The organism is Streptococcus parasanguinis ATCC 15912 (genome assembly GCF_000164675.2).
GTDB classification, from domain to species: Bacteria; Bacillota; Bacilli; order Lactobacillales; family Streptococcaceae; genus Streptococcus; species Streptococcus parasanguinis.
Window position 1 is genome coordinate 1,032,609 of sequence record NC_015678.1, and the last position, 26,653, is coordinate 1,059,261.

A 26,653-nucleotide genomic window follows, 5' to 3' on the forward strand; every position below is an offset into this window, starting at 1 on the left:
TTAATTATAGCATATTTTGTCATAAACAGCTCTAATCTTATTCAAATATAAAGAATATTGATAAAAAACAGTATCTTCTATTATTTAGCAAAAAAAGCTGAGAAGACAATCATAATAATACAACAAACAATAAATATTAAAAAATATCCATGTCTTTTTAAACTATGAGTAAATTTTCCACATGGATTGTTACAATCACAAGAATTATAACATATTGGTTTTTCGATAATCAGTGATACCCAATATAACAAAGAATACAATACTGTAATCAAAAAACCAAATAAAAATGACGACACTAATAGTGTTTTACCAACAGAAACTTTTGTTTGACTTAAGCTTGCTATGATATCTGATAGTGCACTAAATCCACCAAACATCACAAAAACAAACGAAGAAAACACCCCGAGAATTGCAATGAAGTCAGTATATATTGAAGTTTTTGTCGTTTTGACGTTGTCTAACTCATTCGATACTTCCTGCAATGTCTCCTTAGATTTTTCAGATTGATTCTGGAAGTCGTTCGCTAGATTATCTAATTTTCTTTTGCTTTCATCTAAAACTGAATTCAATTCACTAACTTCAATCTCAGTCTTTTGATATAAGTTTTGATATTGGGCGTTTGCTAACTTTGTATGTTCTAATAGTTTGTAAAACGCTACTATAGAATTATTGTACGGGTGCACCTTCTCTGGTGTTATTGTTTTTCCAGAAAAAGTTTTTTTATTTAAAAATTCTGTAATTATTAAACTAAGAGCAGAATCCATTTGCTCCATTAAAAAATCAAAACTTTCAGATAACCCATCCGTGCCGTCCGTCTTTGAATTAAAATCAATTACCCGAGTAGTGACTGAAGCATAGGGAATTCTTCTTATGTCCTTATCTCTTATTAACTCGATTAATTTTTGTACTTCTTCTTTGACAAGGTCATCCTTTAAAACAAATTCCAAATCTCCTGATTTTTCCAAAAGAGCATCATACTGATTTAAAATTTCTGAATAATCAGTGTCAATGCTCTTTTTAATATCATTGATTGTAATCACTAAATATCCTCTAAATTGTATTCTATATTACTTCTAAAACCAACGATTTTATCTTTATTTTCTTCCCAAAAAGGTACCTGATGACTCTTCCTCACCAAGCTAGAAACAGTTTCAGATAAATACTCTTTAATTGTACCATTAATCTTCTTTAAATCATCAGAAGCTTGAAAAAGTCCTATGATAGGAGAAGAACCAAAGCGTTTGAAACGATCATATTGTGATTTTACCACTGGGCCATATGCCCAAACTAAAAATGGTTCATCATACAATTCTGACAACTCATCCATGGACATAAGTTGTTTCTCTTTTGCATCTTTCATAGCAAAGTACATTATCTTTTGTAACTGTAAATTACTTATACTTGTTTTATTATCTTGCGCAACTGCAATTATATGATTAGCTAATTTTTCCATTGTCATCACAGTCACCTCCTTATTTTAATTATATCACATTCGTCAAGTACTATATATTGTGTTCTTTATTATAAAATCACACACTTTATATTGTGTGTTTTTATATTTAGTGCATAATCAATGAAATTGCAGACTAGTCAATCTAAGTGATAATAGTTGCCTGTTAGTGGTCCTTATATCCTCTTTTAAATTCTTTATTATTTTAAATCGTATACTATTATCCAACGGTTATTTTTTATTTTACTTTTAAAGGTTCAAAAACGGAATTTTTCGTACAAAATAGGGCGCGTCCTCTTTCTGAATGAAGTATAGCCCCGTTATTTAACAACAGGGGCTAAAATAGCCTCTAAATTACGAATTGCGCTACTCTTAATACGGTTGATAGTGGTTACTGAACAATTCAGTTCCCTTGCTGTACGTTCCTTTGAATAACCATGAATATAGAAAAACCTTAATACAAGTACTTCTTTTGTATCTTCTAATCTCTCAATCGCATTTACTGTTTCTGTTCGATTATCTAGTAACTGAACAAGTTCCCTATAGATCTGATCTGACTTATCAATGATATTAATATTGACATCTTCAACTTTGTTTCCTCTCTTTGTCCTTATCAGATCATGAGATAGAACTTTTCCTTTTAGAATTGAGGACTCTAAGACTATCAATTCATTTTTTAACGTTCTCATGTCCAAATCAAAGTTTTTCAAGCGATTTAGTCGCTGTTTTAGATTCATGTTTTATCTCCTAATCAAATACATCAAAACCAAGGTTCAGGGTGTTTTTCTTCCACTATTGGCTCATAGAGATTAGGTTGTTTACTTGAAATTGGTAACATTCCATCTCTTTCAGGACTGATATTCTTATAACTAGCAAGCCATTCTTTTCTAGTTATCGTATGGTATGGATCAGATTCATCGTGATAAAGAGGTTTGATTCCCTCGTCCACTCGAATATAATCTATTCTATCTTCCACAGTTGGAAAGAATATCATCTCTTTAAAACCATCTGAAATGGTTCTACGATCCCAGCTAACATCTATATTATCAAATATGATAATACTATCATCATTAAAGGTTCTTAATACCGCCAAGGCTTCATGGTCTAGATAGTCTTTGCCGTTCACTTCGATATACTCAAGCCCCTTTTTCGATTCAGATATAAAGACAAAACCGCCGTTTCTCATCTTTTGTATCTTCTTTAGTTCTTTAATCCTCTTTAATAGATCTCTTCTTACCAACTCTAATTCCCCTTGTCCTCAATGCTTATAATTGTTTCTAACTCTTCCAGCTTTTCTATAATTGCTTCATTTTCATAAGCTTTATAGGCAAACTCAAGAATAGTCCTCGCTGATTGTTGCCGTGCATACGGGCTGATAGTAGGATCATTCATGATAGCTGTTAGGACTTCCACAGCGTCCACAGCCACACTATTCAGCCTGCTTGTAGCCTGCTCCATTGCTTGGTTTCTCATCTTGCGGTATGCACTTCTTACCGTGGTTTTAGCCATGTAACGCTGTGCCGTGCGTCTAGAGATTCCCACTTTTTCGCAAGCCTCGCCCACAGTTGGGGCAAGCATTAAAGCCGTCAGGAACTTTTGCTCTTTTAAAGTTAAATCTTCCATGCCTACCCCCTCTCTATCGGACATTCTGAGGCGATTTCAGACAATTTCAAAGCCCATTCTCTTCAAAGTAACGGTCAATCGCCATTTCATCAGGCTTTACACTCACGTTTGCCACAGCAAGCTGGATCTTATCACCGTTAATTTGTAATTGGCCGTGGAAAGTTGCTACTTGTTGCTTCAAAAAGTCAGTCAGTTTTTCAATACGCTCTTTCTGATTGTACTTCTCATAGTCAACAAAGATTAAATCTGTATTAGATCTAGCGATCTCACTTAACTTTTTAATTGCTAGCGGTTTGTTCTTGTATTTCTCAAGATATTGCTCAAACTCTTCCCGTGAAATGTTCTTTGTACTTTCGATCAACATTAATTCAGCCACATCATCAGCGGTTACACTCTCCTCTTTTTCTTCAAGTGCTTGCATTTGTTTAGTACGCTCTTGTTCAATATCTGCCAAGATCTTCTCATAGGTCTTGCGTGAATACGCTTCTCCCTCACTCTTGAGATCTGATAGCTTGATTTCAGCTTGTTTGCTACCCAGCATACCACCAGAAACTTGTCCTTTCATTTGTTCCTGCAATTCAATGTACGCCCGCATATAGGCTACTTTCTTGTTTGCAAACTCTTTAAGTTCGCTCTTAATAGTTGTGTACGTCATTTTTACCTCTTTTCTGTACCTAATCAAAAAACCGAGAATGAACCCTCATGAAGCTATGCCAATCTTCATGAAATGTTTCACCCTCGGTTGTTCCGATAGATACTATTTAATTGTTTCAGCCTTTTCTAGATAGCACATTTTGCCATCTTGATAGACTAGTGTGACTTTCCCGTATTCGGGAACTCTCACACTTTCTATTATACCATTTTTAAAATAGAATAGGTAGCCCTCTTCCATTTTTTTGATTAAAATTTGTTCATTCATGTTTTACTCCTTTGTAGTTCTTGAGGTATTCCTGTTGTTGACTAGGTTTCATTTTTTAGAAAACGTTCAACCTCTTGTGATGTTACAAATCCATTTATAAAATCCGCTGTAAATTGTAATAGATTAGGATTTTCCTCCTTTACTCCATTCATAAAAGCGTCAAATTCTTCTTCAGTCATGTTATTTAAGTCTGTTACTGTCATGTTTTTTCTCCTTTTTTTATTTTTCAATAATCAATACCAACAAATTTTTTACGGTTATCGAGAATAATATACCCCTGTTGTATAGCTAAAATTACAAAATATTTTAGTAGTTTGTCTTCATGCTTCAAGGTTTGGACAAGCTCACTGTTTTTAAAAGTTTCCCATTCAGAAATATAAGAAGCAGAACCTCCATTTTGTGGTGGAAGAAGATCCAATTCACTTTCTTCCATCTTCTCATATATACTCTTTGTGATGTACCTTAAACGTGGGTTTTTAGAAAGCAACTCCCTGGACTGCTTTCCATAATTCCTACCTTGCCACTTACAAATAGCTTTATCAAATACTAAATACTTTCTTACTCTATCAAAAATATATCTCATCGGTTCGTTCTCACCAGCCCACTTAATAACCTCTCCAATATTTTCCATGTAGGGCATTGACTTGAAGGCTAAAAAATTTTTGTCTTGGATAACTCGTTTATTTAATCTCTTCTTTACCACTAGTTCACTACTCCATTTTTTACAATATATATCCGCGCAACGTGGAAGTGTTAAAGGACAGGGTTACAGGGGGCGTAGCTCAATCGCCCCTGTTCCTGTTCCTTACTTCCACATTTCACGAAAATTGGACAAACTAGAATTGACGCTAGGCTATTCTAGTCATGTCCCTCCTTTTACATCTGTAAAATTTACAAGTATTTACAATCTTTTACAACTCCTAAAAAATCCAATAACACCAATGTTTTTCTAGTTATGTTTTATAATTTACAAGTGTAAAAAAATAACTGTTTTACATCTTTTACAATGAGTTGTAAATTTTACGTTTGTAAAGGTGTAAAATCATGTAAAATTTTTACACTTTTTTTACACCTTTTTACAACTTTTACATTTGTAAAGTTTACAACTCTTTACATATTTAACGTTGTTAATAAGCAGGATTTTCTTGTATCATTCCATCGATGACCACTATGTTATTATCGGACTCATCAATCAATTTATCTAAAGTAGGTCTGCTGATTTTGGCAAAACGAGAAAGCTCTGACTTATTGGGTAGTCTATTATGCGCCTGTTCAAAGTTTGCTATCATAGATTTTAATTTGTTTGTCGCTTTTTCTTTCGTTTCTTCATTAGCCCATGCTTTTTCTTTCTGTTCTTTGGAAAGTGGTAACCCTGGTTCGTGATAGGCTAATATTTTCTCCTTATCATTTATCAACTGTGGGTAGTAGAAAAGAAAATTTTTCTCCCCGTCGTAATCAGCTTCCGAGGTGACCGCTTCAAGTCTCCAATAAGTTCGCGTTTTTAACGGCAAATCTATGTTATCAAAAAGTCGTAGAATTTCCTGTGTCTGTTCAGTAGGTAAATGCTCTAGCGCTACCTCAATATGATTTCGTAAATCCTCGCTTGTTGCTCTCTTGTTTTTAAAACTGATATAATCATTTGTTACGTTTAGCTGAAAATATCTTTTATTGTGCGTAGTCATTACATTCTTGGCCAAATCCCAGACGGATTCTAGCCTCTCTAGGCGTAACAATTCTGGATCTAATTCCATCTTGAAAAATTCTAACAAGCTATCGCAATGAGCTAAAGACTCTGACCACTGCGCAAAGTCTGAGCTTTCCGTAGTACCTTTCGGTCTTTCTCTATGACTTTGTGTATAGATCAGACCACCGCCTACGTGTTGGTTAATCTGTTGCAAATAATCTCCCAAGGAACCCCCGAACTGCAGTGATTTTAAATTATCAATACTATCAATAATAACCACTTGAAAAGCGTTGTTTGGTACTTTTTCTTTTACAACTTTGGCTAAATCTTCTAAGGCTGTTGACTTTGGAAGAGTTAAGATAGAAATATTGTCAAGATCTTTTTGCTCAACTTCTAAAAGTTGGGCAATCTGCATGAACTTACTAAAACAGTCGTTTTCTTTATGATTTGTATTGATATACAAGACGTTGAAAGCTCTTTTACTCTTCCACTCTAGCCAATTACTCCCCTGGGCTAAAGATAAAGCTAGGGAAATAACTACGCTAGTCTTTAAGGATCTTCTTGGCGCCGATATACCCAATACTTGCCCGCGTCTCAACAATCCTGTCAAAATGCTAGCAGATGGCCCTATTGTCTCTGCAGGAACTTGTCCTAGTTTTTTAATTTCTGTCATTAGTTATCCTTTCTGGTTTTTCAATCTTTTCTTTTTCATTTTCTTTAATTGTTGTAACTCTTTGCGTTGCTCAAGCGTTAATTGTCTATTTTTCCAAGTGTAGCCGTTGGTAGTCCGGACAGATTTTCTCTGTCCGGGGAATCTTTCAAAGCTAGCCATTTTCCACCCCCAGAAACTTCAGCAAGTCAGAAACTCTATAATAGATTTTCCTAGTATCTTCTAGCGGGGGCTGGTAGCGTCTTAGACCTGCATTTTCCCACTTTTGTAACGTCTTATATTTTATGTCCAATTCTTCCATAGCTACCTGAGCTGAGATTAAACCTGTCAAACGCGGTTTAAGTATATCACGCGCCTCCAGGTATTTTTCTACAAGGTTTAAAACACCATGGGCTAACTCGTTTTCACTTTCTTTGCTTAAACTAAACATAGTCTTCCGCCCCCTTCAGTAGTAACTTATAGCTCTCTAAATCGGCATTCAAAAGGACAGTTAGGCGCTTCTGCTCCTCTTGTACTTGGTTATAGAATGCCTTTGCTCCGTCCAGTAGCTCCTCTTTGTTAGCTGGGATAAAGTAGTCTCCGAAAGCCCCATGACGTACCCCAACGATAGGAACGCCGTAGCGCGTGATCAGACGGCTGATAATGTCCTGGACGGTTCTTTCTGCTAGTTTAGTGATTAAGCTGATTTCAGCCCCAGTGATAGAGTTCTCAGCCCCTACCTTGATTAGTTTTAATACTCGCTTGTCATTCAGTGTTAGATTCATTCAATTCCTCCCCATACATTGACCCCTGCAAGTTGAATATAACGCCCATAATCAGGGCTTAAATCCTCGCTAGGTGTTTCTATTGTCTGTTTGCTTTCTCGCTCAATTTGGGCGCTTTTTTTGCGGTCTCGGTGGTTTAGATAAAGCAGCAAGCCAATCAATACCACAACAAAGACAATCGCCTGTGTGTTGCTTAAATCTAGTTCATTCATGCTATGCCCTCGCTTGATAGCTCTTGATATAGTCCACTTGTTTTCTATGATCCATCTTCAGGAAGTTGTCCACCTCTTCGGTGCTTACTTTTCGATCTACAAAATCAGCAATAAACTGAAAGAGGTTTGGGCGTTTCTCCTTGATTTCAGCCATTTGTTTATCAAATTCTGCTTGTGTCATGTTGTTTAGGTCTGTTGTCATATTCTTCCTCCATTGGCCTTTTAATTGTCATTTCCTATACAGTTAATTCCCACGCCTAGAGTCGCCAAAGTTTGAAAGCGTGAGAAAGTACTAATTTTAAGAGTTAGCGCTCTCCGTATGGTCAAAATGTCCTAAATATGCTATAATTTAGGTATAAATCTTTACTAAAACCCTTTTAATAATAGCTTGCCTGCTTTGTTAAATTCATTTTAGTGTTAGTGTGAAAGGCTTTGCTGATTGGTCTCGGTAAGCCTTTTTTGTTGCAATCACGCGCTTTCTAGGCGTGTTTTTTTATTTCTGAATACCATGGACTTGATTTCCTGATAACTCATATTCAAGCCAATCATGGCTATTACCATGTCCTCAAATGCTTGGTACTGCTCCAGCTCGTCACTGGTCAAGCTATCAATGCCGTTATAGCCCCCACGTTCTTCCCTTAACTGTTTAGCGTTCCTGTCGGTTACTACCTTTAGTAGTAAGTTATTCATGGTACTATGCGCGTGCTTTGGTGCTTGTTCCCAGTTCTCAATACTGTCATGCAGTTTTTTTCTTTTTGGCTTTTCTAGAGCCCTCTGCATACGAAACTTAGAAAGTTCCTCACGCATTTCAAAGAATGCTTTGACTAGGTTAGTTTTGAAGTTGGCCACTTGCTCGGTATTCTTTAAGAATGTAACTAACAAGGTCGCCTGTTGCTCATTTAAAATATAGTCCTTGGTATTCTGGCCACTTTCCATAGCTTGGATTTTAAATCCAAGCTTTCCGAACTGTTCAAACCTTGTTTGATGTTTGCGGATAGTTCTTGTAATTGTATGATGTTGCAATCCCGTACACCCTGCCACAATACTACTCAGTGTATACGGCTCTTTTTTGCCGTCCATGTAGACTAGTTCCATTTGTTTGCTCCTTTCTATTTATCCAACCTTTAACAAATCATCAATCGTAACTTCTAAAAAGTCAGCTACTTTCTGCAATGTCTCAAAAGTCGGATTTTTTGAACGCTCATAATACAATGCCGTCAAAGTGCTTTTTGATAGCCCTGTTTCTCTTGCAACATCTGCCACCTTCAAGCGTTTCTTTGCTAAAATAACACGCATATTATTTTTCAAATGTCTTACCCCCTTCTATTATCTTTAAAAGCTATCTCCAGCATAATAGATTGAAAAGTGTTACGCTGGAAATTTTAACGGACATTTTCTGTCCGATTCGGTTTGATTATACAGACATTTTTTGTCTTTGTAAAGGGTATTTTTTATTTTATTGGACTTTTTTTGTCTGTTTTGAGAAAAAGGATGATATAATACGTTTGAAAGGTGTTGATATAAATGAATAGATTGAAAGAGTTACGTAAAGAAAAAAAGCTATCTCAAAAGGAAATAGCAAAAGAAATGAGCATATCAGAAAAGACTCTATCACGCTGGGAAAACGGAGAAAGCCAAATTAAACCAGAAAAAGCCCAGCAACTAGCTGACTGCTTCGGGGTAAGCGTTGGGTATCTGTTGGGGTATAGTGAGTATAGAGATAGCCAAGAAGCAAGTTATCAACTTTACCAAAAGGATCCCGATGATCCATATAACCATGTAAAGGCTAGGGTTTATTCTATTCTTGGCGATGATTTAATGAAGGTGCTGGAAGAGCAATATATAACTGGTCATGATGAGCCTGATTATTCCAATCTCACTTCATTCTTATCTGCAGTAAACCAACTTTCATATACCGATGAAGAAGAGTTATTACTAAATTATGGAATACTCCCTAAGGAAGATAAAAAGATAATAAAGAATCTGGTTTCTGATATGGCTGAAAAAGTAAAAATAGCCAATAAAAAAGAGCCTTGGCGAAAAGGATTCTAAACCCACGCGCCACAATATAGAAAATCTTGTAAGAAAGGAAACGTATGGAAGATTTAAGTAAAAGATTAGTTAATAAAAGTATCGAAGCTTTTATTATGGGGCTTGAAATATATAACAAACCTACAATTAAGTATAGAATTGAGGGGTTTAGTTTTTTTATCTGTAACGCCTGGGAATTAATGCTAAAGGCTTATATCATTAATAATAATGGTGAAGAATCAATATATTTTAAGGATAGTAAGGATAGAACGATATCATTAGAAAATGCAGTTGAGACAGTATTTCCAGATAAACATGGATCATTACGAAAAAATCTAATTCGAATTATAGAACTTAGGAATACTAGTACCCACTTCATAACAGAAGATTATGAACACATCTATGCCCCATTATTTCAGGCATGTGTTTCTAATTATATTTCTAAAATGCAAGAATTTCACAATGAGGATATCACAAAACAGATTGCACAAAATTTCTTGACTTTATCAGTCCGCATCGACCAACTTAATCAAGAAGAAATTCGAGCCAAGTACTCTCCTAAAATGGCAGAACGTATACTCGCCGAGCAAGATAAAATTGAAAATGAAATATCTACTAATAATTCTGACTATGCTGTACCTGTTGAAACTCGATTTTATATCACTAAGCGAAAACAAGATGCTGATTTATTTGTTAAACTTGATAATACTGCGGAAACGAGTATAGGTATAGTTAGAGAAATTAAAGATCCAAATGCTATCTATCCATTAACTACTAGGGAAGTTATTAAAATTGTTAATAGACATCTTAAATCAAAAGGGATTCTATTAACAAAAATAGTCGGTGGAGAAAAACAAAAAAAGACGTTTACAACAAACGACTTACAACTTTTTAATACATTTTATGATATCAAGACAAATCAACGTTATTGCTACCATTATAAAATTGGTAATCGATACGGATACTCTCAAATCCTCTGCGATTTTATAATTGAGGAAATCGAACGAAATCCTGAAACGTTCGTAGAAAACTTGAAAAAAAGACAAAAAAAATAAGATAACCCCAGGCATATGTGAATTCTCGTCCATCGACTTACTCCCCTTTGGGAACACAACGTTAATCCTTCGCAAGTTATCTTGTTAATTCTATTATACCACGCGCGTGGGAAATGTAAAGTGTTTTGTTAGCTAACTGGTAAACTAACTTTAGAAAAAAAACTCTCAAAAAACACTGTAAAATAAGTGTTTTTACCACTTAACAATTAAGCATATAATTTACCTATCTAACTCTTTAAAATCGAATACAGAGCAATCTGTGAAGCCCTAGCATGATTTAAACCACACACTAAAACCTTTTTAATAATAGCTTGCCTGCTGATGAATTAGAAAGGTTTAGATCATGAAAATTACAGAACATAAAAAGAAAGACGGTACAACTGTATACCGTGCTAACATTTACTTAGGGATTGACCGAGTAACGGGAAAAGATGTAAAAACTAGTATCACGGCTAGAACTAGAAAAGAGGTCAAACAGAAAGCCAAAGAAGCTGAAATAGACTTCATTCAAAATGGTTCTACTAGATTCAAAGAAGCGACAATTAAAACATATAAAGAACTCGCTGAATTATGGTGGGAAAGCTATAAGCATACAGTAAAACCAAATACTCAAGGCAACATGAGTAAGATTTTAAATAAACATATCCTGCCATTATTCGGGGCTTATAAGCTGGATAAACTAACCACTCCACTAATTCAAAACATAATTAACAAGTTAGCTGGAAAGACAAATAACGGGGAGCAAGGGGCTTATTTACACTATGAGAAAATCCATACTGTAAACAAGCGTATCTTACAATATGGTGTGGTTATGAAAGCCATACCATTTAACCCAGCTCGTGAGGTCATTCTCCCAAGAAATACCCAGAAAGAAAAGCGCCAAAAGATTAAACACTTTGATAACATTGAGTTAAAAACGTTTTTGGACTATCTGGACAACTTGGATAGTGATAGATACCGCTATTTTTACGAGAAAACACTTTACAACTTCCTGCTTGCTACTGGTTGCCGTATTAATGAAGCGTTGGCGCTGGAATGGTCTGATATTGATCTAGACAATGCTATTGTTCACGTCACAAAGACACTAAACCGTATGCAAGAGGTGAATAGTCCTAAATCAAAATCTAGTTACCGTGATATCGATATTGACCCCAAAACGGTTACAATATTAAAACAGTACAAACGTAGGCAAACCCAAGAGGCTTGGAAGATAGGACAAACTGAAAAAGTAGTCTTTTCAGATTTTATCCATGAATACCCGAATAACAGTACTCTTTTTACAAGATTAAAAACACATTTTAAACGTGCTAAAGTGCCTAATATTGGTTTTCATGGTTTCCGCCACACTCACGCTAGTTTGTTATTAAATGCTGGAATACCATATAAAGAACTCCAACATAGACTAGGACACTCCACCTTATCTATGACAATGGACACATATAGTCACCTCTCAAAAGAGAGTGCAAAAAAAGCCGTTTCATTCTATGAAACAGCTCTAGGGAGTTTGTAACTGAACAAATAACTGAACAAAGTCAGAATACAATGTATTACGACAAGCAAGAAACCCTATAACAACGGGTTTTCTGATAATTCTATCTTTAAATTAAAAGATTTTATGATAGAATAGAGGGGATTTTAATCAAAAGGATGAAGTTATGAATAATTTGATTGAACTACAAGACGTCAATTTGATCCGCAATGGAAAATCTCTTTTAAAAGAGATTAACTGGCAAGTGAAAGAAAATGAATGCTGGGCCATTTTAGGCCTCAATGGGGCAGGAAAATCGACTCTCCTCAAACTTCTCATGTCTGAATATTGGGCTAGTTCTGGCCAGATAACTGTCCTTGGAACCCGCTTTGGAGAAGGAGGCATTCCTGAGTTGCGTAAGCGTATTGGGATCGTTAGCTCCTTTATTTCAGAAAGACTGCCAGAGCATCTTTTGACAGAACAAATTGTCCTAACTGGTCAATACAAGAGTAGTATTTTATATGTTGAATACGGGGAGGACGAACTGAATTGGGCACGGGATATGCTAACTTCAATTGGAGCTAGCTCTTTGATCGGCCGCAAATACCGTGAACTCTCCCAGGGAGAAAAGCAGACCGTCCTCATTGCACGAAGCCTCATGGACCAGCCAGATCTGATCATTTTCGACGAAGCTTCAAGTGGATTGGATCTCTTTGCCAGAGAAAAACTACTCCGTCAGATCCATCATATCAAACAACTGGATCACGCGCCAACCATGATCTACGTCACCCACCATGCAGAGGAAATTACAAAAGACATGACCCATGTTCTCCTACTCAAACATGGCCAAGTTGTCGAACAAGGACCAAAGGAAAATATCCTAACTCCTCATGTCCTTAGCAAGTTTTATCAAGCACCAGTATCCCTTATTGATCTTGGAGATGAGCGACTTTTTGTTAAACCAGATATCAGGAATGACAAAGACAATGAATCTAAATAATCCTATAACAAAATAGTGCTAAGACAAATGAGCTTAGCACTTTTTAAATCTTTAAATATCTTTTCTAGATGACCTCACTATCAGTATGAACGCTACACCGAGCAAGAATAACCCTAGAATTTCCAAAGCTATCATGATCTTTGTACCAGTTTCTGGAAGGAATTTCTTAGAGGTAGACTTGCTAGTTTTCTCTGGTTTCCCTGGTTTTTTTGGACTCTCTGGTTTTTTAGGTATATTCGGTGTTGTAGGTGGGGTAGTTGGCTTATGACTATTGGTTAGAACGATATTATTTCCATCTTGTACCGTTTCTGTCAATACATAACCTTGAGGTACTTCCACTTCACGAACCGTATAGGAAATCGCTTTTCCTTTAGAATTCTCAGGGAGATTTGAAAAAGTATAGGTCCATTTATTGGCTTCACTTAACTCAACTACATCTCCACTTTTTTGACCATTTGCATATAGTTGTACCTTGATCGTCTTAGGCCGAATTCCATCCTTGTTATTTTCATCATCCCAATATTTAGTTACAGTGAGATGCGTCTGACCCGGTACATAGGTATTGGTCAAGATATAGTTAACTTGGTCAATACTTGCAGAATAATCTGACACCTTTTCTTCCTCAAGGGTGTAGACAATTTCTCGACCATTTTCATATTTTGGAAGATGATCAAAGCTACCTGTCCAAGCTGTGGTAGCTGTTACAGTTCTGCTCTCAACCTTCTTTCCATTCGCAAGTAAGTTAACAATAATAAAGTTCGGACGTACACCATCTTGATTATCAAAATCTTTCCAAATTTTTGTAAATGGAACAGAGACTACTTCTGGTGTATAGGTATTTGTGAGATTATACCCCTCTACACTTGTTTCATAGTCAGGGACACCTTCTTCCGAGATCGAATAATCCACTACTTGACCGTTTTCATATTTTGGAAGATCTTTGAACTGATAGTTCCAGTGACCGTCTTTATCCGATTTGACTGTTGTTTGATCAATCTTCACACCATTTGCAAGTAGATTTACTGTAATTTCTTTCGGACGTTTTCCATCTCGATTATTGTCATCCTTCCATATCTTACTACCAGATACTTCTATCGTTTCCAAAGTATTCACAAGGACGATATGTTCCATGTCTTCATTATTGGTAGCTTCAACAGTTGAAATATAACCTGATACTCCTACTTCTTCTACAGAGTATGTTCCTGTCTCATCCAATTCCGTAAAAATACCACTCCATTGGTTATCAGCATTCAATTCTAATGTCTTGCCTTCTACCTCAACTCCATCTTTTAATAACTTAACTGTAATAGAGCTTGGTCGATTCTTATATTGGTTATCCTTATCGTTCCATTTTTTTGTCACCTTAAGTTGACGATGATTAGCCTTTTCATTAGAAATAGTCAGTGTCAATACTCTACTATTTACATCATATTGGGAATTTTCTGGACTAAAATCATTTTCTGAGATAGATACAGGGTCTTTCAACAATTGATAGCCATTAGGAGCCACAACCTCTGCCACCGTGTAATTATCTCTTAAAAGGCCTGGAACAATCAAGTCACCATTGGCATCACTTGTAAATATTTCTGACTCTTGACCATTTTCGGTATGTGTAATCGTTTGGTTATTCGATACACGCGTGATCTTAAATTGAGCCCCCTGTAAAGGATCACCATTATTATTTTGCTTATGGAGTTTGATGCTATAAATATAGCCATCTAACCGTCCTCCAGGAATTTGCCATAATACTTTTGATTGAGCTCTACTCTCTTCAATTTGATAACCATTTAGGGTAACTTTATTATCAAATTTTTCACCATCTTTTGGTGAATAGTTTAGTTTTACATTATAACGAATACGATAGGAGTCATTCTCTGAAATATCCCCTAATTTTATTTCAAATGTTTTATCAGAAGGAAATGCAATCTCATATGGTACAGATTGGGCATTTTTAAAGACCCAATCACCACTTTCCCACAGCCATTGCCCCTTCTCAACAATAAACGAATTGCGATCATATTGCGCATTAGAGAATTGTAGTGTATCCCGTATAATTGCATTTTTTATATTGGTTGGTTTACGATTGACTCCAATTGTATAATTTATAATCGGATCATTGGTATCACGATTGATAGAGCCTACCTTCGATATTGGATAATTTTGGGGTTGTGCTATACCGATATATTTAACGGGAGGTTGAGGTGGTGTGGTTTGAACCACTTTGTTCTCTACAATCAAATTGATTGGAATTTCTTTTGCATTTGGTACTAACTTATGATCTATACGAACATAGAAAAAAACATTTCCTGTGATATCAGAGTTATGCTCCACATAATCAGTATAGGTAAGAACTATTTTCTTTCTATCTTTGTCTACTTTTGCAGATGCAGCAACCTGACCTTTCCCATCTAATACTTCAAAATCCTGACTATTAATGATCAAATCTGTTGGAACCGCAATAGTTGTTGTATCTCCAGCTTTAACTTGATGATTTGGAAGTTTTAGTGTGGCATCAATTCGAAAAGTCGCCCATGGTTCTAATGACCAATTTAAAAGTCCTCCTTCATTATTAGTATATTTCACACTTGTAATCACATCATCAACTGCTTTTGGAGTATTGACTGTCGCGACTCTATCTTCTCCCGATGTTGATAGAGTTCCAGAAACAGGATCATTACTATTACTTAAAGCTTCACTTGCTAGTACGGCCTCTGTACTAGAAGAAGACGTGGTGGTGGTCTCTGCCAATATACCTACTGGCATCACAAACATTGAAGAGACCAGAATGAATAGACTTGCTAGATGTATCCATTTAGCAGGCCATTTTTTTGTTTCCTTTAACCGTTTCATAAAATTTCCTTTCCCACTTGAGATAATCCCAAAAAAACAATGGATCGAATACCGAATAAATTAAAAAATATATCCATATATACTCTGCTATCCACCTCGATTATAGTACATTTAAAATAAAAGTCAATACTTTATCGCTGTTTTTTTATCAAAAATATTCCCCGAAAATCTAAAGTTGTAGAATTTTAGTGAAACTCGTTTGAAAGTTACAATATTTATTTTCCAAATAGAAAAAAGGAAGGGCAAAATGTCGGCTCTATAATTTCTGTAGTGGGTAAAATCACCATAGGAATTACGGAGCCTATTTTGTTGTAGAAAAAAAGTCCCATAAGACCTATAATGAAAAGTGACCAAACCATCATTAGAAAGAATCTTATGGAACAATTAAATTTTATCACAAACTTACTCGGAATTAAAGACAAGAACATCAAAATCTTGGATTATCTTGATGCTGGAACGCATAAAGAAGTCATCGCTAAGCTCGATTATCCTGCCCCTAAATGTCACAACTGTCAAGAACAAATGGCTAAATATGACTTTCAAAAAGAATCTAAAATTCCCTACCTCGAATGTGCAGGATACAAGACTCTCATTCGATTGAGAAAACGTCGTTTTCGTTGTAAGGTCTGTGGGAAAATGGCTGTATCAGAGACCTCCTTAGTCAAAAAGAATCACCAAATCTCAGCGATCGTCAACCAGAAAATCACTCAAAAATTAATCGAGAAAGTCCCTATGACGACTATCGCAGAAAGTCTATCTGTCTCTACTTCGACAGTCATTCGTAAATTGAAAGAATTCAAATTCAAGACAGATTTATCTTTCCTTCCAACTCACATGTCTTGGGATGAATACAGCTTCAAGAAGGGGAAGATGAGCTTCATTGCACAGAATTTTGATTCCAGAAAGATCGTAGCTATTCTGGATGGGCGGACTCAAGTAACTATTTGCAATCATTTCCTTCGTTATTCTAGACAGGTGAGAAATCGTGTGAAAATCGTTACCATGGACATGTTTAGCCCCTACTATGATATTGCCAGAAAACTTCGCTTTCGAATTTCAAGGCTCAGGCTGAAACAGTCCCCCAGACTGTTTCACTCCCAAACGCTAAAATCGTTCTGGATCGTTTTCACATTGTCCAGCATCTCAGTCGAGCTATGAACCGTCTTCGCATCCAAATCATGAATCAGTTTGATCGGAAATCGCACGAATATAAGGTACTGAAACGTTACTGGAAACTCATTCAACAAGATAGCCGTAAACTCAGCGATAAACGTTTTTATCGCCCAACTTTTCGATCACACTTGACCAATAAAGAGATTCTCGAAAATCTTCTTTCATACTCTCAAGAACTTAGACAGCACTACGACCTCTATCAACTATTACTCTTTCATTTTCAAGAGAAACAAGCTAACCATTTCTTTGATCTTATTGAAGAAGCAATTTCTTGTGTAAATCCTATTTTTCAAACTGTTTTTAAGACCTTTTTGAAAGATAAGGACAAGATCATGAACGCACTGGAGTTGCCATACTCAAATGCAAAACTAGAAGTTACCAATAATCTTATCAAAGTCATCAAGCGCAATACTTTTGGCTTCCGGAACTTTGAAAACTTTAAAACTAGAATCCTCATTGCTTTGAACATCAAAAAGGAGAGAACCAAGTTGGTCCTCTCCAGGTTATAACTTTTCATCACCCACTACAGTTGACAAAGAGCCAGATATTAAGCTTCATCTTCTTTTTTACGTTTCGCAACCAAACCTAGACCTACAAGACCAAGTGCAGCACCAAGTGCGGCAACTCCAGATTTAGATTGTTCACCAGTGTTTGGCAACTCACGACCTTTAGGTTTTTCTGGTGTTACCGGTGTTGGTGGTGTTGGTGGTGTTGGTGGTGTTACCGGTATTACCGGTGTTGGTGGTGTTACCGGTGTTGGCGGTATTACCTTATTGTTAAACTCAGTATCTTCAGGCATTTGTGAAGTAAGAGTCAACACTTTACCATCTTTAGTTACAGTAACTCCAACAGTCGCTACCATCTTATCGTACTCAACTCCAGCATCTGTACCTTTCACTTCTTCTACGTGATAGATATAAGTACCTTCTTGACCACGTTTGAACTCTAGAGCTGAAAACTTGATCTTACCTTCAGCATCATTGCTTACAGTTTCAATCACATTTCCTTTTTCGTCCTTCAGAATAAAACTAAACTCACCAGCCTTCAAGGCACGACCATCAAGTTTCTTAGTGAAATTAAACTGTGCTTTAACTGGAGCTACAAAGTAGTTATTGAAAATTGTGTCATCTGTACCAGTTGCTTCACCTCCCGATGCAATCATTTCAGTCTTAGCACTTAAAAGACCTGTAGTAATATCTTTAGTAACAGTAACTTTAACTGCGATAGTCATACTATCATAGTCGATGTCTGTATCTGCTCCGACTACTTCACGAACAGTGTAAGTATGAGTTCCTTCTTTATCATATGAAATAGCGTCAAATTGGATCGTGCCGTCTGCCGCATTCTTCTTCGTTTGGAGAACTTGACCGTTTTCAAGCAACTCGAAGCTGAAAGCATCTGCCTCTAGGGCTTTGCCTTCAAGTTTCTTCGTGAACTTGAATTGGGCACTGGTTGCTGCTGGGGTGAACGTATTATTGAACTCTGTATCTGTTGGAAGAGCTTTGGTCGCTGTAAGGGTATGACCATCTTTCGTGACAGTAACTGTTACCTCTGCCTTCATTGGGTCATAACTCATTCCTGCTTCTGAACCTGCTACTTCTTCTACAGCGTACTTATGAATACCAACCTCATTATTCTTATATGTGAGCGCATCGAAGGCTACTTTACCTGAAGCATCATTGGTCTTCGTTTGAAGAACCGTACCATTCTCATCTTTCAAGACGAAGCTGAACTCACCATCTTTTAGAGTGCGTCCTGCCAAGACTTTACTAAAGTCAAATTGCGCTGTCACTGGGGCTACCGCATAGTTATTAAACTCGCTATCCGCTGGCATAACAACATTGGCTGTCAAGATACCAGTTGTTGCGTCTTTTGTGACCTTAACTGTCACTTCGGCGTTCATAGTATCGTAATCAATATCTGTATCTGTTCCGGCTACTTCACGAACAGTGTAGGTATGTGTACCTTCTTTATCATATGAAATAGCGTCGAATTGGATCGTGCCGTCTGCCGCATTCTTCTTCGTTTGGAGAACTTGACCGTTTTCAAGCAACTCGAAGCTGAAAGCATCTGCCTCTAGGGCTTTGCCTTCAAGTTTCTTCGTGAACTTGAATTGGGCACTGGTTGCTGCTGGGGTGAACGTATTATTGAACTCTGTATCTGTTGGAAGAGCTTTGGTCGCTGTAAGGGTATGACCATCTTTCGTGACAGTAACTGTTACCTCTGCCTTCATTGGGTCATAACTCATTCCTGCTTCTGAACCTGCTACTTCTTCTACAGCGTACTTATGAATACCAACCTCATTATTCTTATATGTGAGCGCATCGAAGGCTACTTTACCTGAAGCATCATTGGTCTTCGTTTGAAGAACCGTACCATTCTCATCTTTCAAGACGAAGCTGAACTCACCATCTTTTAGAGTGCGTCCTGCCAAGACTTTACTAAAGTCAAATTGCGCTGTCACTGGGGCTACCGCATAGTTATTAAACTCGCTATCCGCTGGCATAACAACATTGGCTGTCAAGATACCAGTTGTTGCGTCTTTTGTGACCTTAACTGTCACTTCGGCGTTCATAGTATCGTAATCAATATCTGTATCTGTTCCGGCTACTTCACGAACAGTGTAGGTATGTGTACCTTCTTTATCATATGAAATAGCGTCAAATTGGATCGTGCCGTCTGCCGCATTCTTCTTCGTTTGGAGAACTTGACCGTTTTCAAGCAACTCGAAGCTGAAAGCATCTGCCTCTAGGGCTTTGCCTTCAAGTTTCTTCGTGAACTTGAATTGGGCACTGGTTGCTGCTGGGGTAAACGTATTATTGAACTCTGTATCTGTTGGAAGAGCTTTGGTCGCTGTAAGGGTATGACCATCTTTCGTTACAGTAACTGTAACCTCTGCCTTCATTGGATCATATGTCATTCCTGCTTCTGAGCCAGCGACTTCTTCTACTGTATACTTGTGAACACCTACTTCCTTGTTCTTGTAAGTGAGCGCATCGAAGGCTACTTTACCTGAAGCATCATTGGTCTTCGTTTGGAGAACTTGACCGCTCGCATCTTTCAAGACAAAACTGAACTCTCCATCTTTTAGAGTGCGTCCTGCCAAGACTTTACTAAAGTCAAATTGCGCTGTCACTGGGGCTACCGCATAGTTGTTAAAGGTCTTATCATCTGTACCAGTTACTTCGCCACCTGTTGAGGTCATCTCTGTTTTTGCTGTTAACAGACCTGTTTCCTCATCTTTCGATACAGTTACTTTCACTGCAATCGTCATATCATCGTAGTCTACATCTGGTTTATCACCCTTCACCTCTTTTACTGTGTAGTTGAAAACACCAACATGATCAAATGATAAGTCACTGAAAGTAATTTTCCCATCAGCTTTGTTAGTAACTGTTTCATTAACATTGTTATCACCAATTAGTGTAAAGCTGAAATCCCCCGCATTTAGACTACCATTGGATAGGACTTTGTTAAATTCTAGACCTACTTTTACTGGGGAAGGAGTATAGGTGTTATTGAATTCGGTGTCCGTTGGCATAATTGTATGAGCTATGTACGAATTACCATCTTCATCTACTGTGATACTCACTTCTGCTTTCATTGCATCGTAGTTAATACCTGCTTCCGTACCTGGTACTTCTTCAACCGTATAGTGATAAACACCAGCATAGTTAAATAACTGTGGAATAAAAGTAATATGGCCAAAACTATCATTTTTTTGTGTATCAACCACATTACCACTTTGGTCAACTAGATTAAAGGTGAACTCACCAGCCGTTAACTTTCTTCCTTCAAGACGTTTTGTAAACGCTAAATCAACCCTTGCTGGTTGTTTTGCCTTTGAAGCTGAACCTGAACCACCTGCTTTAAATGCAAAAGTTGCTTGGTAACTTTGTTCTTCACCAGTGTTGTAAGTGATTTTGATATTATTACCGTGTTTTTCTTGTAACTCCTCATTGGTATTAGGTACATTTTTTAATCGCGTCATATAGCGAACATAAACAAGCTCATTCAATTGCGCTATCTTAAAAGAAAAACCAGTTGGGCTTTCTTTGATATTTTCCAATAATTGAATTGCATTACCTTTGGAAACCCATGGAGTAATTGACTGAACTCTTTCAGCTCTAAGAGCTTTACCGTTCCATAAATCTACATTATCTGAAGGAATAGATGTCGCAAGTCCTAAACGCCAAGTTTCTTTCGTTTTAGTATCAAATTCATCCAAAACAGGATCCCCATCTTGAACTAGGACTTGGTCATCTGGAAGCGTATCAATTAGTTGGTAATTTGTCAAAACTTGAGGAGCTACCAAACTACCTGAGTTTAGACGGATAGTCCATCTGATTAGTTCAGGATGACCAGTTACCGCTTCACCATATTTTGTTACCTTTGTTTTTTCTACCGGTACAGGAGCACTCTCCGGACCTACTGTTACTGTAATTTTTCGTCCACTAAAATTGAGTTCTGTTGGAACATTTGGTTTAACATATGATTTCCAACCGGTACTAAAGGTTAAGGTAAATTGTTTTGCAATTTTGTTTTTCTCATAGTAATCTGTAAAAGTAGTTATCACTTTATTACTGATTGAATCTAGAAAAGCATTACCTATTATTTCACCACTAGGACCAGTTACATCATAATGCAAACTTGTAGGAATTCTAATTGCATCGGGAATATCGACAACGACTTTATCATTTTGTTTTATCTCTAATTCATCAGGTAGTTCCATATGAATGACTGTTTCTGCAGGAGCATATAGACTGTTCCCATTTGGAAAATTGACTTCAACATTAGGATTTTTCACAGTAATTGTGTCACCTGTTTTTTCATAAGTTGTTGTACCACCTGATGAAGGCAATTCTCTTTTAGACCGTCTTGACCTAGTTGTAGGTTGTGATTCAGTTTTTTTCTCGCTAGCTACAGGCACAGAGCCTTCGGCACTGGCTTTTGAAGTTGGAGAAGCTGACTCAGCTGGTGCAACACTAGTGCTAGCTGGTGTTGCAACTTCATTTGATTGTTTTTCAGTCTTTTCCCCTTTAACCACATGTGCAGGGGCTTCGGCACTAGCTTGTGAAGTTGGAAGGGCTGATTCACTCGGCGTAACACTAGTGCTAGCTTGCGTTACAACTTCATTTGCTTCAAGACCAGATTCCTTGTATCTCTCGCCTTGATTCTCTTGTGCAACAACTGAAATTTGTGAATCTGTATTATTCTTCACTTCGTCCGCATAAACGTTTCCTTCCACAAATACCAGTGTTGATAACAACACAGAAGCAACCCCGATAGTGTACTTTCTAATAGAAAAACGTTCTTTAGAGTCGGAAAATATATTTTTCATGCTTTTTTCTTCCTAGTTAGTGTTAATAGTTTGTTTAAATTGTATCATATTACGCTTTCATAGGCAAATATTTAAAATTTTCTTCAATTGTTTTCAACACGTGGAAAATTTATGAAAATATTACAAATATCTACAATTGACAAAGAGCCGCTTTTCATCACCCACTACAGTTGACAAAGAGCCTATATGCTCTGCTATCCACCTCGGTTATAGTACATTTAAAATAAAAGTTCAATACTTTATTGCCGCTTTTGTCAAAAAAACTCCCCTAAAATCCTGCATTGTGGATTTTTTGTGAAACTCATTTGAAAGTTACAATATTTATTTTCCAAATAGAAAAAAGGAAGGGCAAAAATGTCCAACCTTTAATATATAGTTATCAAACCAGTTGATTGTTCATTGGGCTACCTTGAACAAGTAGATAAAACTTGAGAAGCAAATTACCTAGTTCCTCATTTTCTTTTTTAGATCAGAAAAGTAGCTAATGGACGAACCGAATATCTCATATCTACGATGAATCAAACGGGCCACTAGAAGAATTAATCCTTGCAGAAGCGAGGGGCTTTCTTACAAAGAACTATCGATTTCGTGCATACTCGATCATATCGTATGGAAGAGTGTTGGCACTTTCTCTTAGGGAGTAGCTTTCTAATTCATTGACATTTTGACGCATGCGACGCGCTTGCTTGGCGGTAATCAGGTGTTGCGCTTCGTATTCAAAAATAATCTTACGCTCCAAATAATAGCCTCTCAACATTTCATCGATATTATTCGGTTTCACGCGATTAATAACCCGCTCCACAAAGGCTCCACTAGTAATAATGGCCGTCTCTCTCAGACGAGATTCTTGTAGAAAAGAGATCAAACTGCTCCTATAAACCCCTTTGAGGTCTTCCAAACTTTCGATGATGATTTCTGTATTGGCCAGATAAAGGGCTGCAATCTGGTCATAATCAATGGCCTCTAACTTGCTGTCTTCTCGGGTCAACCAGTTTCGCAAGCCAGACCCAAAAGTTAAGATCTCATGAACTAATAAACGCAAGAGACGGAAAGACACCAAGAAGTAATAGGTTAAGCGAGACGAAAGGTTGCGATTGACCCGTTGCTCCATATTACGAAGATAGCGTTGGTAGACACGGTAGCCCCGCTCGCGCATCTTTCCTTCTTCGTAGGCTTGTTCCAAGCCGTCACTTTCAATACTCAAAATCAAGAGCTTCAGCTGTTCCCAGTCCTTTTGAATGAGCTTATTTTCTTGGCTTAGAATCAAATTTTCAATCCGATCATGATAGTTATCAATCGCCGCATACAAGGGCCCCTTGTGCTTACTATTCTTTAGGTCTGCTTCTAATTCCATGACGACATCATTTAAAATCGCGATCTGCATCAGGTAGTTATTGGTTTCTTCCTTATCTTCTGATAATTTTGGAAGCACCACTAAGCCAGCAATAAAGCTGACAAGGGTAACTCCTGCCACTAAAAAGAGTAGGACGGGGTATTCTTTTTCGATTTTGGTTGGAATCAAAAGGATCGTCGCAATCGAAACTGTTCCCTTCACACCCGAAAAGGTCAGCAATAAGGCATCTTTCAGATAATTTCTCAATGATTTTTTTAGTCGAACCGTTCGAAACCAATAAAAGAGGTAAACCATGACAAAACGAATTAAAAAGAGCAAGGTTGTCAAAAGAAAGACAGAAAGAACTAAAAGAAGATTGTTGTAAATAGGACTACTTAAGATGGGCTTAGCGATCATTTCTAGTTCCATTCCCAAAATCACAAAGACTGACCCATTTAAGATAAAGTTGACCGTATTCCAGACGGTATGGCTCACAGTATCCACCCGAGCTTCAAGAAGGGTAATGTGCTTAAAGCGACTGGCTTTTAGGATCCCTGACACGACCACAGCGATGATACCAGACACATGGAGTTCTTCTGCTAAGAAAAAAGTCAATAACGGGAGACTCAATTCTAATAACAATTCACTGGCAATATCACTAGCGCGAACACTCAAGAGTAAGGTTTGCAGCCAACGGTTCACAAAGGCCGTCAAGATTCCTACTGCAAATCCTCCTATAATGGAGATTCCTAAGGAAATCCCTGCCTCTCCAAGGGAGAAACTTCCGGTCGCAAGGGCTGCCAAGGCCACTCGAAAGGCAACTAGACCTGAGGCATCATTTAGTAACCCCTCTCCTTTTAAGATATTCGAAACCCGCTTTGGAAAGGTAAAGCGCTCAGACAGGGAAGCAAAGGCTACTAAGTCTGTTGGACCTAGAGCTGCCCCTACGGCCATACAGGCTGCTAAAGGAAGACTCAGCCACAAGGAGTGAGCTGCCCATCCCAAACTAATGGTTGAGATAAAAATCACTGGAAAAATCAAATAAAGAATGATGCGCCAGTGCTTTAAGACAGAAGTAATATCTGCTTCTTCTGCCTCTCGAAATAACAGAGGGCCAATGACCAAGGCCAGAAAGAGTTCTGTATCTAGATGAAAATTTTCTTCTGGGACAAAGAGGGCCCAAACGATCCCTAGTAAGATTTGAATCAAAGGCAGAGGAAGGCTCGGCACAAGTTTATTGGTGACATTTGAGACGATCAAGATCATCGAGAAGATCACTGCATAAAGGAGTAATTCCATCTTCCTCCCTCCCTAGCGTTCTTGGCAACAAGTCTCAAATTGCTGTTTTAACTCCGCAATCTTTTGGTCTGTCTTGGTTACATCCTTGTGCTCAATCTTCTTTTGGCACCGTTCCATCTCAAGCGCAACCAATTTCTTTTTTATTTTGAGCATCTTTTTGGTCATATGGGCTTCATCATAAAAACCGATTGCACGCTCGTGAATGGTTGATTCAACAAAATGGTGTCTCAATCCTTCAATTTTATTTTTTAAATATTCTTTATCCATGACGATAGCTTTCTAATTTTTCAATCATGACCAAAAACGGTGGTTGGTTCACTTGATTCAGTGTCCGGTAGATGGTCGCTGTATATTCTTTTTGTGGGAGCTGGCTGACAAAGTCCAGCACTGCATCACGCTCGATGTCTCCTCCCTCATGACCATAATAGATCATCAAAGCCATTCGACCACCTTTTTCTAGGCGAGCACAGATTTTTTCCATCGCTTCAATAGTAGTAGCCGGAAGAGTAATGACCGATTTATCCGCAGATGGCAGATAACCTAGATTAAAAATAGCTGCTTTGAGGGTCTCCACATATTGGTCCACATGCTGGTGGCCATCTAAAATCAACTGAACATGCTGAAGCCCCAACTTTTCCAATCTTTCTTGGGTATTTACAAGGGCCTGTTCTTGAATATCAAAGGCATAGACCTGGCCTGCTAGTTTGGCTAAAAAGGCCGTATCATGTCCATTTCCCATGGTGGCATCTACCACGACATCTTCTTTGGTGATGACTTCTGCTAAAAATTGATGGGCCATTTCAAGTGGTCGAAGCATTGGCACTCTCCTTTTCTTCTAGCTTACATCCTTGAGTACTTCCACGACGACGCATTTCAGTTTCAATAGCGTTTAAGACTTCCCATTTGTTGAGGCTCCACATAGGGCCAATCAACATATCCCGTGGTGCGTCTCCTGTAATCCGGTGGATGACGATATGTTTGGGGATAATTTCTAACTGGTCACAGATGACCTTGACATATTCTTCCTGGCTCATGAGTTGGAGTCGTCCTTCATGATAGTCTCGTTGCATCCGTGTATTGGTCATCAAATGCAAGAGATGCAACTTGATACCATCAATTTCATTATCGGTCACACAACGGCGAACATTTTCTACCATCATCTCATGCGTTTCCCCCGGAAGGCCATTGATCAAATGGGACACGATCTCAGCCTTCGGCACCTGTTTGCGAATCCGCTTGACTGTTTCAACATAGAGGTCATAACTATGGGCCCGATTGATTAATTGAGACGTCGCTTCATAAGTCGTCTGAAGCCCCAACTCAATCGTCACATGCATGCGATCGGTCAGCTCTGCTAGATAGGCCAAGGTATCATCTGGTAAACAATCCGGACGCGTACCGATGTTGATTCCTACTACTCCTGGTTCATTGATGGCCTGCTCATAACGCTCTCGAATGACGTCCACCTTATCGTGGGTATTGGTGAAATTTTGAAAATAGACCAGATACTTCTTCACATCCGGCCATTTCCGATGCATAAAGTCAATCTCTTTGTAAAATTGTTCTCGAATCGGAGCTTCTGGGGCCACAATGGCATCTCCTGAACCCGAGACCGTACAAAAAGTACAGCCACCGTGGGCGACTGTTCCGTCACGATTAGGACAATCAAAGCCTGCATCAATAGGGACTTTAAAGGTCTTTTCTCCAAATAAGGTTCGATAATAATCATTCAAGGTATTGTAGGATTTCATACCCTTCATTATAGCAAAAAAAGAGTCGAA

Annotated in this window: 27 protein-coding genes and 1 pseudogene; 5 read left to right on the top strand and 23 right to left on the bottom strand. The window is 37.8% G+C overall.

What is annotated here, in order from left to right; all coding sequences use genetic code 11:
* Positions 1-80: 80 nt before the first annotated feature.
* From HMPREF0833_RS04885 to HMPREF0833_RS04955, 17 genes are all read right to left on the bottom strand, one after another.
* On the bottom strand, positions 81-1,040 hold the full coding sequence (locus HMPREF0833_RS04885; protein WP_013903981.1) for a hypothetical protein: 960 nt from the start codon (positions 1,038-1,040) through the stop codon (positions 81-83).
* A complete protein-coding gene (locus HMPREF0833_RS04890) occupies positions 1,040-1,459 on the bottom strand; it encodes a Panacea domain-containing protein (RefSeq protein ID WP_013903982.1) in 420 nt (139 codons plus the stop codon). Before HMPREF0833_RS04890 ends, HMPREF0833_RS04885 begins: the two co-directional genes overlap by 1 nt.
* Before the next feature lie 311 nt (positions 1,460-1,770).
* Positions 1,771-2,187 (bottom strand): DUF1492 domain-containing protein, encoded by a 417-nt coding sequence (locus tag HMPREF0833_RS04895; RefSeq protein ID WP_013903983.1) that lies wholly within the window; start codon positions 2,185-2,187, stop codon positions 1,771-1,773.
* A 23-nt stretch (positions 2,188-2,210) separates the two neighbouring features.
* Entirely contained in the window at positions 2,211-2,636 is a 426-nt protein-coding gene (locus HMPREF0833_RS04900) for a hypothetical protein (RefSeq protein WP_174260430.1), read from the bottom strand.
* Positions 2,637-2,692: 56 nt separating this feature from the next.
* A complete protein-coding gene (locus HMPREF0833_RS04905) occupies positions 2,693-3,073 on the bottom strand; it encodes a hypothetical protein (protein ID WP_041818494.1) in 381 nt (126 codons plus the stop codon).
* A gap of 46 nt (positions 3,074-3,119) precedes the next feature.
* The gene (locus tag HMPREF0833_RS04910; RefSeq protein WP_013903986.1) at positions 3,120-3,728 is read right to left on the bottom strand and encodes a hypothetical protein; all 609 of its coding nucleotides are present in this window, start codon (positions 3,726-3,728) and stop codon (positions 3,120-3,122) included.
* Between the two features lie 102 nt (positions 3,729-3,830).
* Positions 3,831-3,992: a hypothetical protein gene (locus HMPREF0833_RS10900; protein WP_013903987.1), complete on the bottom strand. Its 162-nt coding sequence runs from the start codon at positions 3,990-3,992 to the stop codon at positions 3,831-3,833.
* Positions 3,993-4,033: 41 nt separating this feature from the next.
* Positions 4,034-4,195 (bottom strand): hypothetical protein, encoded by a 162-nt coding sequence (locus HMPREF0833_RS04915; protein WP_306420058.1) that lies wholly within the window; start codon positions 4,193-4,195, stop codon positions 4,034-4,036.
* Positions 4,196-4,218: 23 nt separating this feature from the next.
* The gene (locus HMPREF0833_RS04920) at positions 4,219-4,695 is read right to left on the bottom strand and encodes a hypothetical protein (protein WP_013903989.1); all 477 of its coding nucleotides are present in this window, start codon (positions 4,693-4,695) and stop codon (positions 4,219-4,221) included.
* Positions 4,696-5,119: 424 nt separating this feature from the next.
* Complete coding sequence (locus HMPREF0833_RS04925) at positions 5,120-6,349, bottom strand: AAA family ATPase (RefSeq protein WP_013903990.1); 1,230 nt, start codon at positions 6,347-6,349, stop codon at positions 5,120-5,122.
* Between the two features lie 3 nt (positions 6,350-6,352).
* Complete coding sequence (locus HMPREF0833_RS10905) at positions 6,353-6,508, bottom strand: hypothetical protein (protein ID WP_013903991.1); 156 nt, start codon at positions 6,506-6,508, stop codon at positions 6,353-6,355.
* On the bottom strand, positions 6,501-6,776 hold the full coding sequence (locus tag HMPREF0833_RS04930) for a hypothetical protein (RefSeq protein WP_013903992.1): 276 nt from the start codon (positions 6,774-6,776) through the stop codon (positions 6,501-6,503). Before HMPREF0833_RS04930 ends, HMPREF0833_RS10905 begins: the two co-directional genes overlap by 8 nt.
* Entirely contained in the window at positions 6,769-7,110 is a 342-nt protein-coding gene (locus HMPREF0833_RS04935) for a hypothetical protein (RefSeq protein WP_013903993.1), read from the bottom strand. Before HMPREF0833_RS04935 ends, HMPREF0833_RS04930 begins: the two co-directional genes overlap by 8 nt.
* Positions 7,107-7,322, bottom strand: coding sequence for a hypothetical protein (locus tag HMPREF0833_RS04940; RefSeq protein WP_013903994.1), 216 nt, complete (start codon positions 7,320-7,322; stop codon positions 7,107-7,109). Before HMPREF0833_RS04940 ends, HMPREF0833_RS04935 begins: the two co-directional genes overlap by 4 nt.
* Before the next feature lies 1 nt (position 7,323).
* A complete protein-coding gene (locus HMPREF0833_RS04945) occupies positions 7,324-7,524 on the bottom strand; it encodes a hypothetical protein (protein WP_013903995.1) in 201 nt (66 codons plus the stop codon).
* A gap of 266 nt (positions 7,525-7,790) precedes the next feature.
* Positions 7,791-8,417, bottom strand: a complete 627-nt coding sequence (locus HMPREF0833_RS04950) for a Rha family transcriptional regulator (protein ID WP_013903996.1) — start codon at positions 8,415-8,417, stop codon at positions 7,791-7,793.
* Between the two features lie 18 nt (positions 8,418-8,435).
* Positions 8,436-8,630 carry a helix-turn-helix domain-containing protein gene (locus tag HMPREF0833_RS04955; protein WP_000794674.1) on the bottom strand — a complete coding sequence of 65 codons (195 nt, stop codon included), beginning with the start codon at positions 8,628-8,630 and terminating at the stop codon, positions 8,436-8,438.
* A 216-nt stretch (positions 8,631-8,846) separates the two neighbouring features.
* Between HMPREF0833_RS04955 and HMPREF0833_RS04960 the strand changes: the two genes are divergently transcribed.
* The 4 genes from HMPREF0833_RS04960 to HMPREF0833_RS04975 all read left to right on the top strand — a co-directional run bounded on the left by HMPREF0833_RS04960 (position 8,847) and on the right by HMPREF0833_RS04975 (position 12,876).
* On the top strand, positions 8,847-9,374 hold the full coding sequence (locus HMPREF0833_RS04960) for a helix-turn-helix domain-containing protein (RefSeq protein WP_013903997.1): 528 nt from the start codon (positions 8,847-8,849) through the stop codon (positions 9,372-9,374).
* Positions 9,375-9,418: 44 nt separating this feature from the next.
* A complete protein-coding gene (locus HMPREF0833_RS04965; RefSeq protein ID WP_013903998.1) occupies positions 9,419-10,408 on the top strand; it encodes a DUF3644 domain-containing protein in 990 nt (329 codons plus the stop codon).
* 343 nt (positions 10,409-10,751) lie between these two features.
* Positions 10,752-11,918, top strand: a complete 1,167-nt coding sequence (locus HMPREF0833_RS04970; RefSeq protein WP_013903999.1) for a tyrosine-type recombinase/integrase — start codon at positions 10,752-10,754, stop codon at positions 11,916-11,918.
* A 145-nt stretch (positions 11,919-12,063) separates the two neighbouring features.
* Positions 12,064-12,876 (top strand): ABC transporter ATP-binding protein, encoded by an 813-nt coding sequence (locus tag HMPREF0833_RS04975; RefSeq protein ID WP_013904000.1) that lies wholly within the window; start codon positions 12,064-12,066, stop codon positions 12,874-12,876.
* A 51-nt stretch (positions 12,877-12,927) separates the two neighbouring features.
* Here HMPREF0833_RS04975 and HMPREF0833_RS04980 read toward each other — a convergent pair whose 3' ends face one another.
* Positions 12,928-15,726 carry a Cna B-type domain-containing protein gene (locus tag HMPREF0833_RS04980; protein ID WP_013904001.1) on the bottom strand — a complete coding sequence of 933 codons (2,799 nt, stop codon included), beginning with the start codon at positions 15,724-15,726 and terminating at the stop codon, positions 12,928-12,930.
* A 375-nt stretch (positions 15,727-16,101) separates the two neighbouring features.
* Here HMPREF0833_RS04980 and HMPREF0833_RS10340 point away from each other — a divergent pair.
* Positions 16,102-17,408: pseudogene (locus HMPREF0833_RS10340) on the top strand (transposase).
* A gap of 38 nt (positions 17,409-17,446) precedes the next feature.
* On the opposite strand, the gene HMPREF0833_RS04995 reads toward HMPREF0833_RS10340, so the two are convergent.
* The 5 genes from HMPREF0833_RS04995 to HMPREF0833_RS05015 form a co-directional block, all read right to left on the bottom strand.
* Positions 17,447-22,240 carry a YSIRK signal domain/LPXTG anchor domain surface protein gene (locus tag HMPREF0833_RS04995; protein ID WP_013904004.1) on the bottom strand — a complete coding sequence of 1,598 codons (4,794 nt, stop codon included), beginning with the start codon at positions 22,238-22,240 and terminating at the stop codon, positions 17,447-17,449.
* A 577-nt stretch (positions 22,241-22,817) separates the two neighbouring features.
* Entirely contained in the window at positions 22,818-24,872 is a 2,055-nt protein-coding gene (locus tag HMPREF0833_RS05000; protein ID WP_013904005.1) for a cation:proton antiporter, read from the bottom strand.
* A gap of 12 nt (positions 24,873-24,884) precedes the next feature.
* Positions 24,885-25,139 (bottom strand): hypothetical protein, encoded by a 255-nt coding sequence (locus HMPREF0833_RS05005; RefSeq protein ID WP_003005673.1) that lies wholly within the window; start codon positions 25,137-25,139, stop codon positions 24,885-24,887.
* Positions 25,132-25,689: a tRNA (mnm(5)s(2)U34)-methyltransferase gene (locus HMPREF0833_RS05010; RefSeq protein WP_013904006.1), complete on the bottom strand. Its 558-nt coding sequence runs from the start codon at positions 25,687-25,689 to the stop codon at positions 25,132-25,134. Before HMPREF0833_RS05010 ends, HMPREF0833_RS05005 begins: the two co-directional genes overlap by 8 nt.
* The gene (locus HMPREF0833_RS05015; protein ID WP_013904007.1) at positions 25,673-26,632 is read right to left on the bottom strand and encodes a TIGR01212 family radical SAM protein; all 960 of its coding nucleotides are present in this window, start codon (positions 26,630-26,632) and stop codon (positions 25,673-25,675) included. The genes HMPREF0833_RS05010 and HMPREF0833_RS05015 overlap by 17 nt, the downstream gene beginning before the upstream one ends.
* Positions 26,633-26,653 lie beyond the last annotated feature (21 nt).

Coding starts and splice junctions, on each gene's coding strand:
- HMPREF0833_RS04980 (WP_013904001.1), bottom strand. CDS start 15,726: ATGAAACGGTTAAAGGAAACAAAAAAATGGCCTGCTAAATGGATACAT.
- HMPREF0833_RS05005 (WP_003005673.1), bottom strand. CDS start 25,139: ATGGATAAAGAATATTTAAAAAATAAAATTGAAGGATTGAGACACCAT.
- HMPREF0833_RS04925 (WP_013903990.1), bottom strand. CDS start 6,349: ATGACAGAAATTAAAAAACTAGGACAAGTTCCTGCAGAGACAATAGGG.
- HMPREF0833_RS05000 (WP_013904005.1), bottom strand. CDS start 24,872: ATGGAATTACTCCTTTATGCAGTGATCTTCTCGATGATCTTGATCGTC.
- HMPREF0833_RS04895 (WP_013903983.1), bottom strand. CDS start 2,187: ATGAATCTAAAACAGCGACTAAATCGCTTGAAAAACTTTGATTTGGAC.
- HMPREF0833_RS04910 (WP_013903986.1), bottom strand. CDS start 3,728: ATGACGTACACAACTATTAAGAGCGAACTTAAAGAGTTTGCAAACAAG.
- HMPREF0833_RS04905 (WP_041818494.1), bottom strand. CDS start 3,073: ATGGAAGATTTAACTTTAAAAGAGCAAAAGTTCCTGACGGCTTTAATG.
- HMPREF0833_RS04995 (WP_013904004.1), bottom strand. CDS start 22,240: ATGAAAAATATATTTTCCGACTCTAAAGAACGTTTTTCTATTAGAAAG.
- HMPREF0833_RS04975 (WP_013904000.1), top strand. CDS start 12,064: ATGAATAATTTGATTGAACTACAAGACGTCAATTTGATCCGCAATGGA.
- HMPREF0833_RS04950 (WP_013903996.1), bottom strand. CDS start 8,417: ATGGAACTAGTCTACATGGACGGCAAAAAAGAGCCGTATACACTGAGT.
- HMPREF0833_RS04945 (WP_013903995.1), bottom strand. CDS start 7,524: ATGACAACAGACCTAAACAACATGACACAAGCAGAATTTGATAAACAA.
- HMPREF0833_RS04915 (WP_306420058.1), bottom strand. CDS start 4,195: ATGACAGTAACAGACTTAAATAACATGACTGAAGAAGAATTTGACGCT.
- HMPREF0833_RS04890 (WP_013903982.1), bottom strand. CDS start 1,459: ATGACAATGGAAAAATTAGCTAATCATATAATTGCAGTTGCGCAAGAT.
- HMPREF0833_RS05010 (WP_013904006.1), bottom strand. CDS start 25,689: ATGCTTCGACCACTTGAAATGGCCCATCAATTTTTAGCAGAAGTCATC.
- HMPREF0833_RS04965 (WP_013903998.1), top strand. CDS start 9,419: ATGGAAGATTTAAGTAAAAGATTAGTTAATAAAAGTATCGAAGCTTTT.
- HMPREF0833_RS04940 (WP_013903994.1), bottom strand. CDS start 7,322: ATGAATGAACTAGATTTAAGCAACACACAGGCGATTGTCTTTGTTGTG.
- HMPREF0833_RS04935 (WP_013903993.1), bottom strand. CDS start 7,110: ATGAATCTAACACTGAATGACAAGCGAGTATTAAAACTAATCAAGGTA.
- HMPREF0833_RS04900 (WP_174260430.1), bottom strand. CDS start 2,636: ATGAGAAACGGCGGTTTTGTCTTTATATCTGAATCGAAAAAGGGGCTT.
- HMPREF0833_RS04970 (WP_013903999.1), top strand. CDS start 10,752: ATGAAAATTACAGAACATAAAAAGAAAGACGGTACAACTGTATACCGT.
- HMPREF0833_RS10905 (WP_013903991.1), bottom strand. CDS start 6,508: ATGGCTAGCTTTGAAAGATTCCCCGGACAGAGAAAATCTGTCCGGACT.
- HMPREF0833_RS05015 (WP_013904007.1), bottom strand. CDS start 26,632: ATGAAGGGTATGAAATCCTACAATACCTTGAATGATTATTATCGAACC.
- HMPREF0833_RS04960 (WP_013903997.1), top strand. CDS start 8,847: ATGAATAGATTGAAAGAGTTACGTAAAGAAAAAAAGCTATCTCAAAAG.
- HMPREF0833_RS04930 (WP_013903992.1), bottom strand. CDS start 6,776: ATGTTTAGTTTAAGCAAAGAAAGTGAAAACGAGTTAGCCCATGGTGTT.
- HMPREF0833_RS10900 (WP_013903987.1), bottom strand. CDS start 3,992: ATGAATGAACAAATTTTAATCAAAAAAATGGAAGAGGGCTACCTATTC.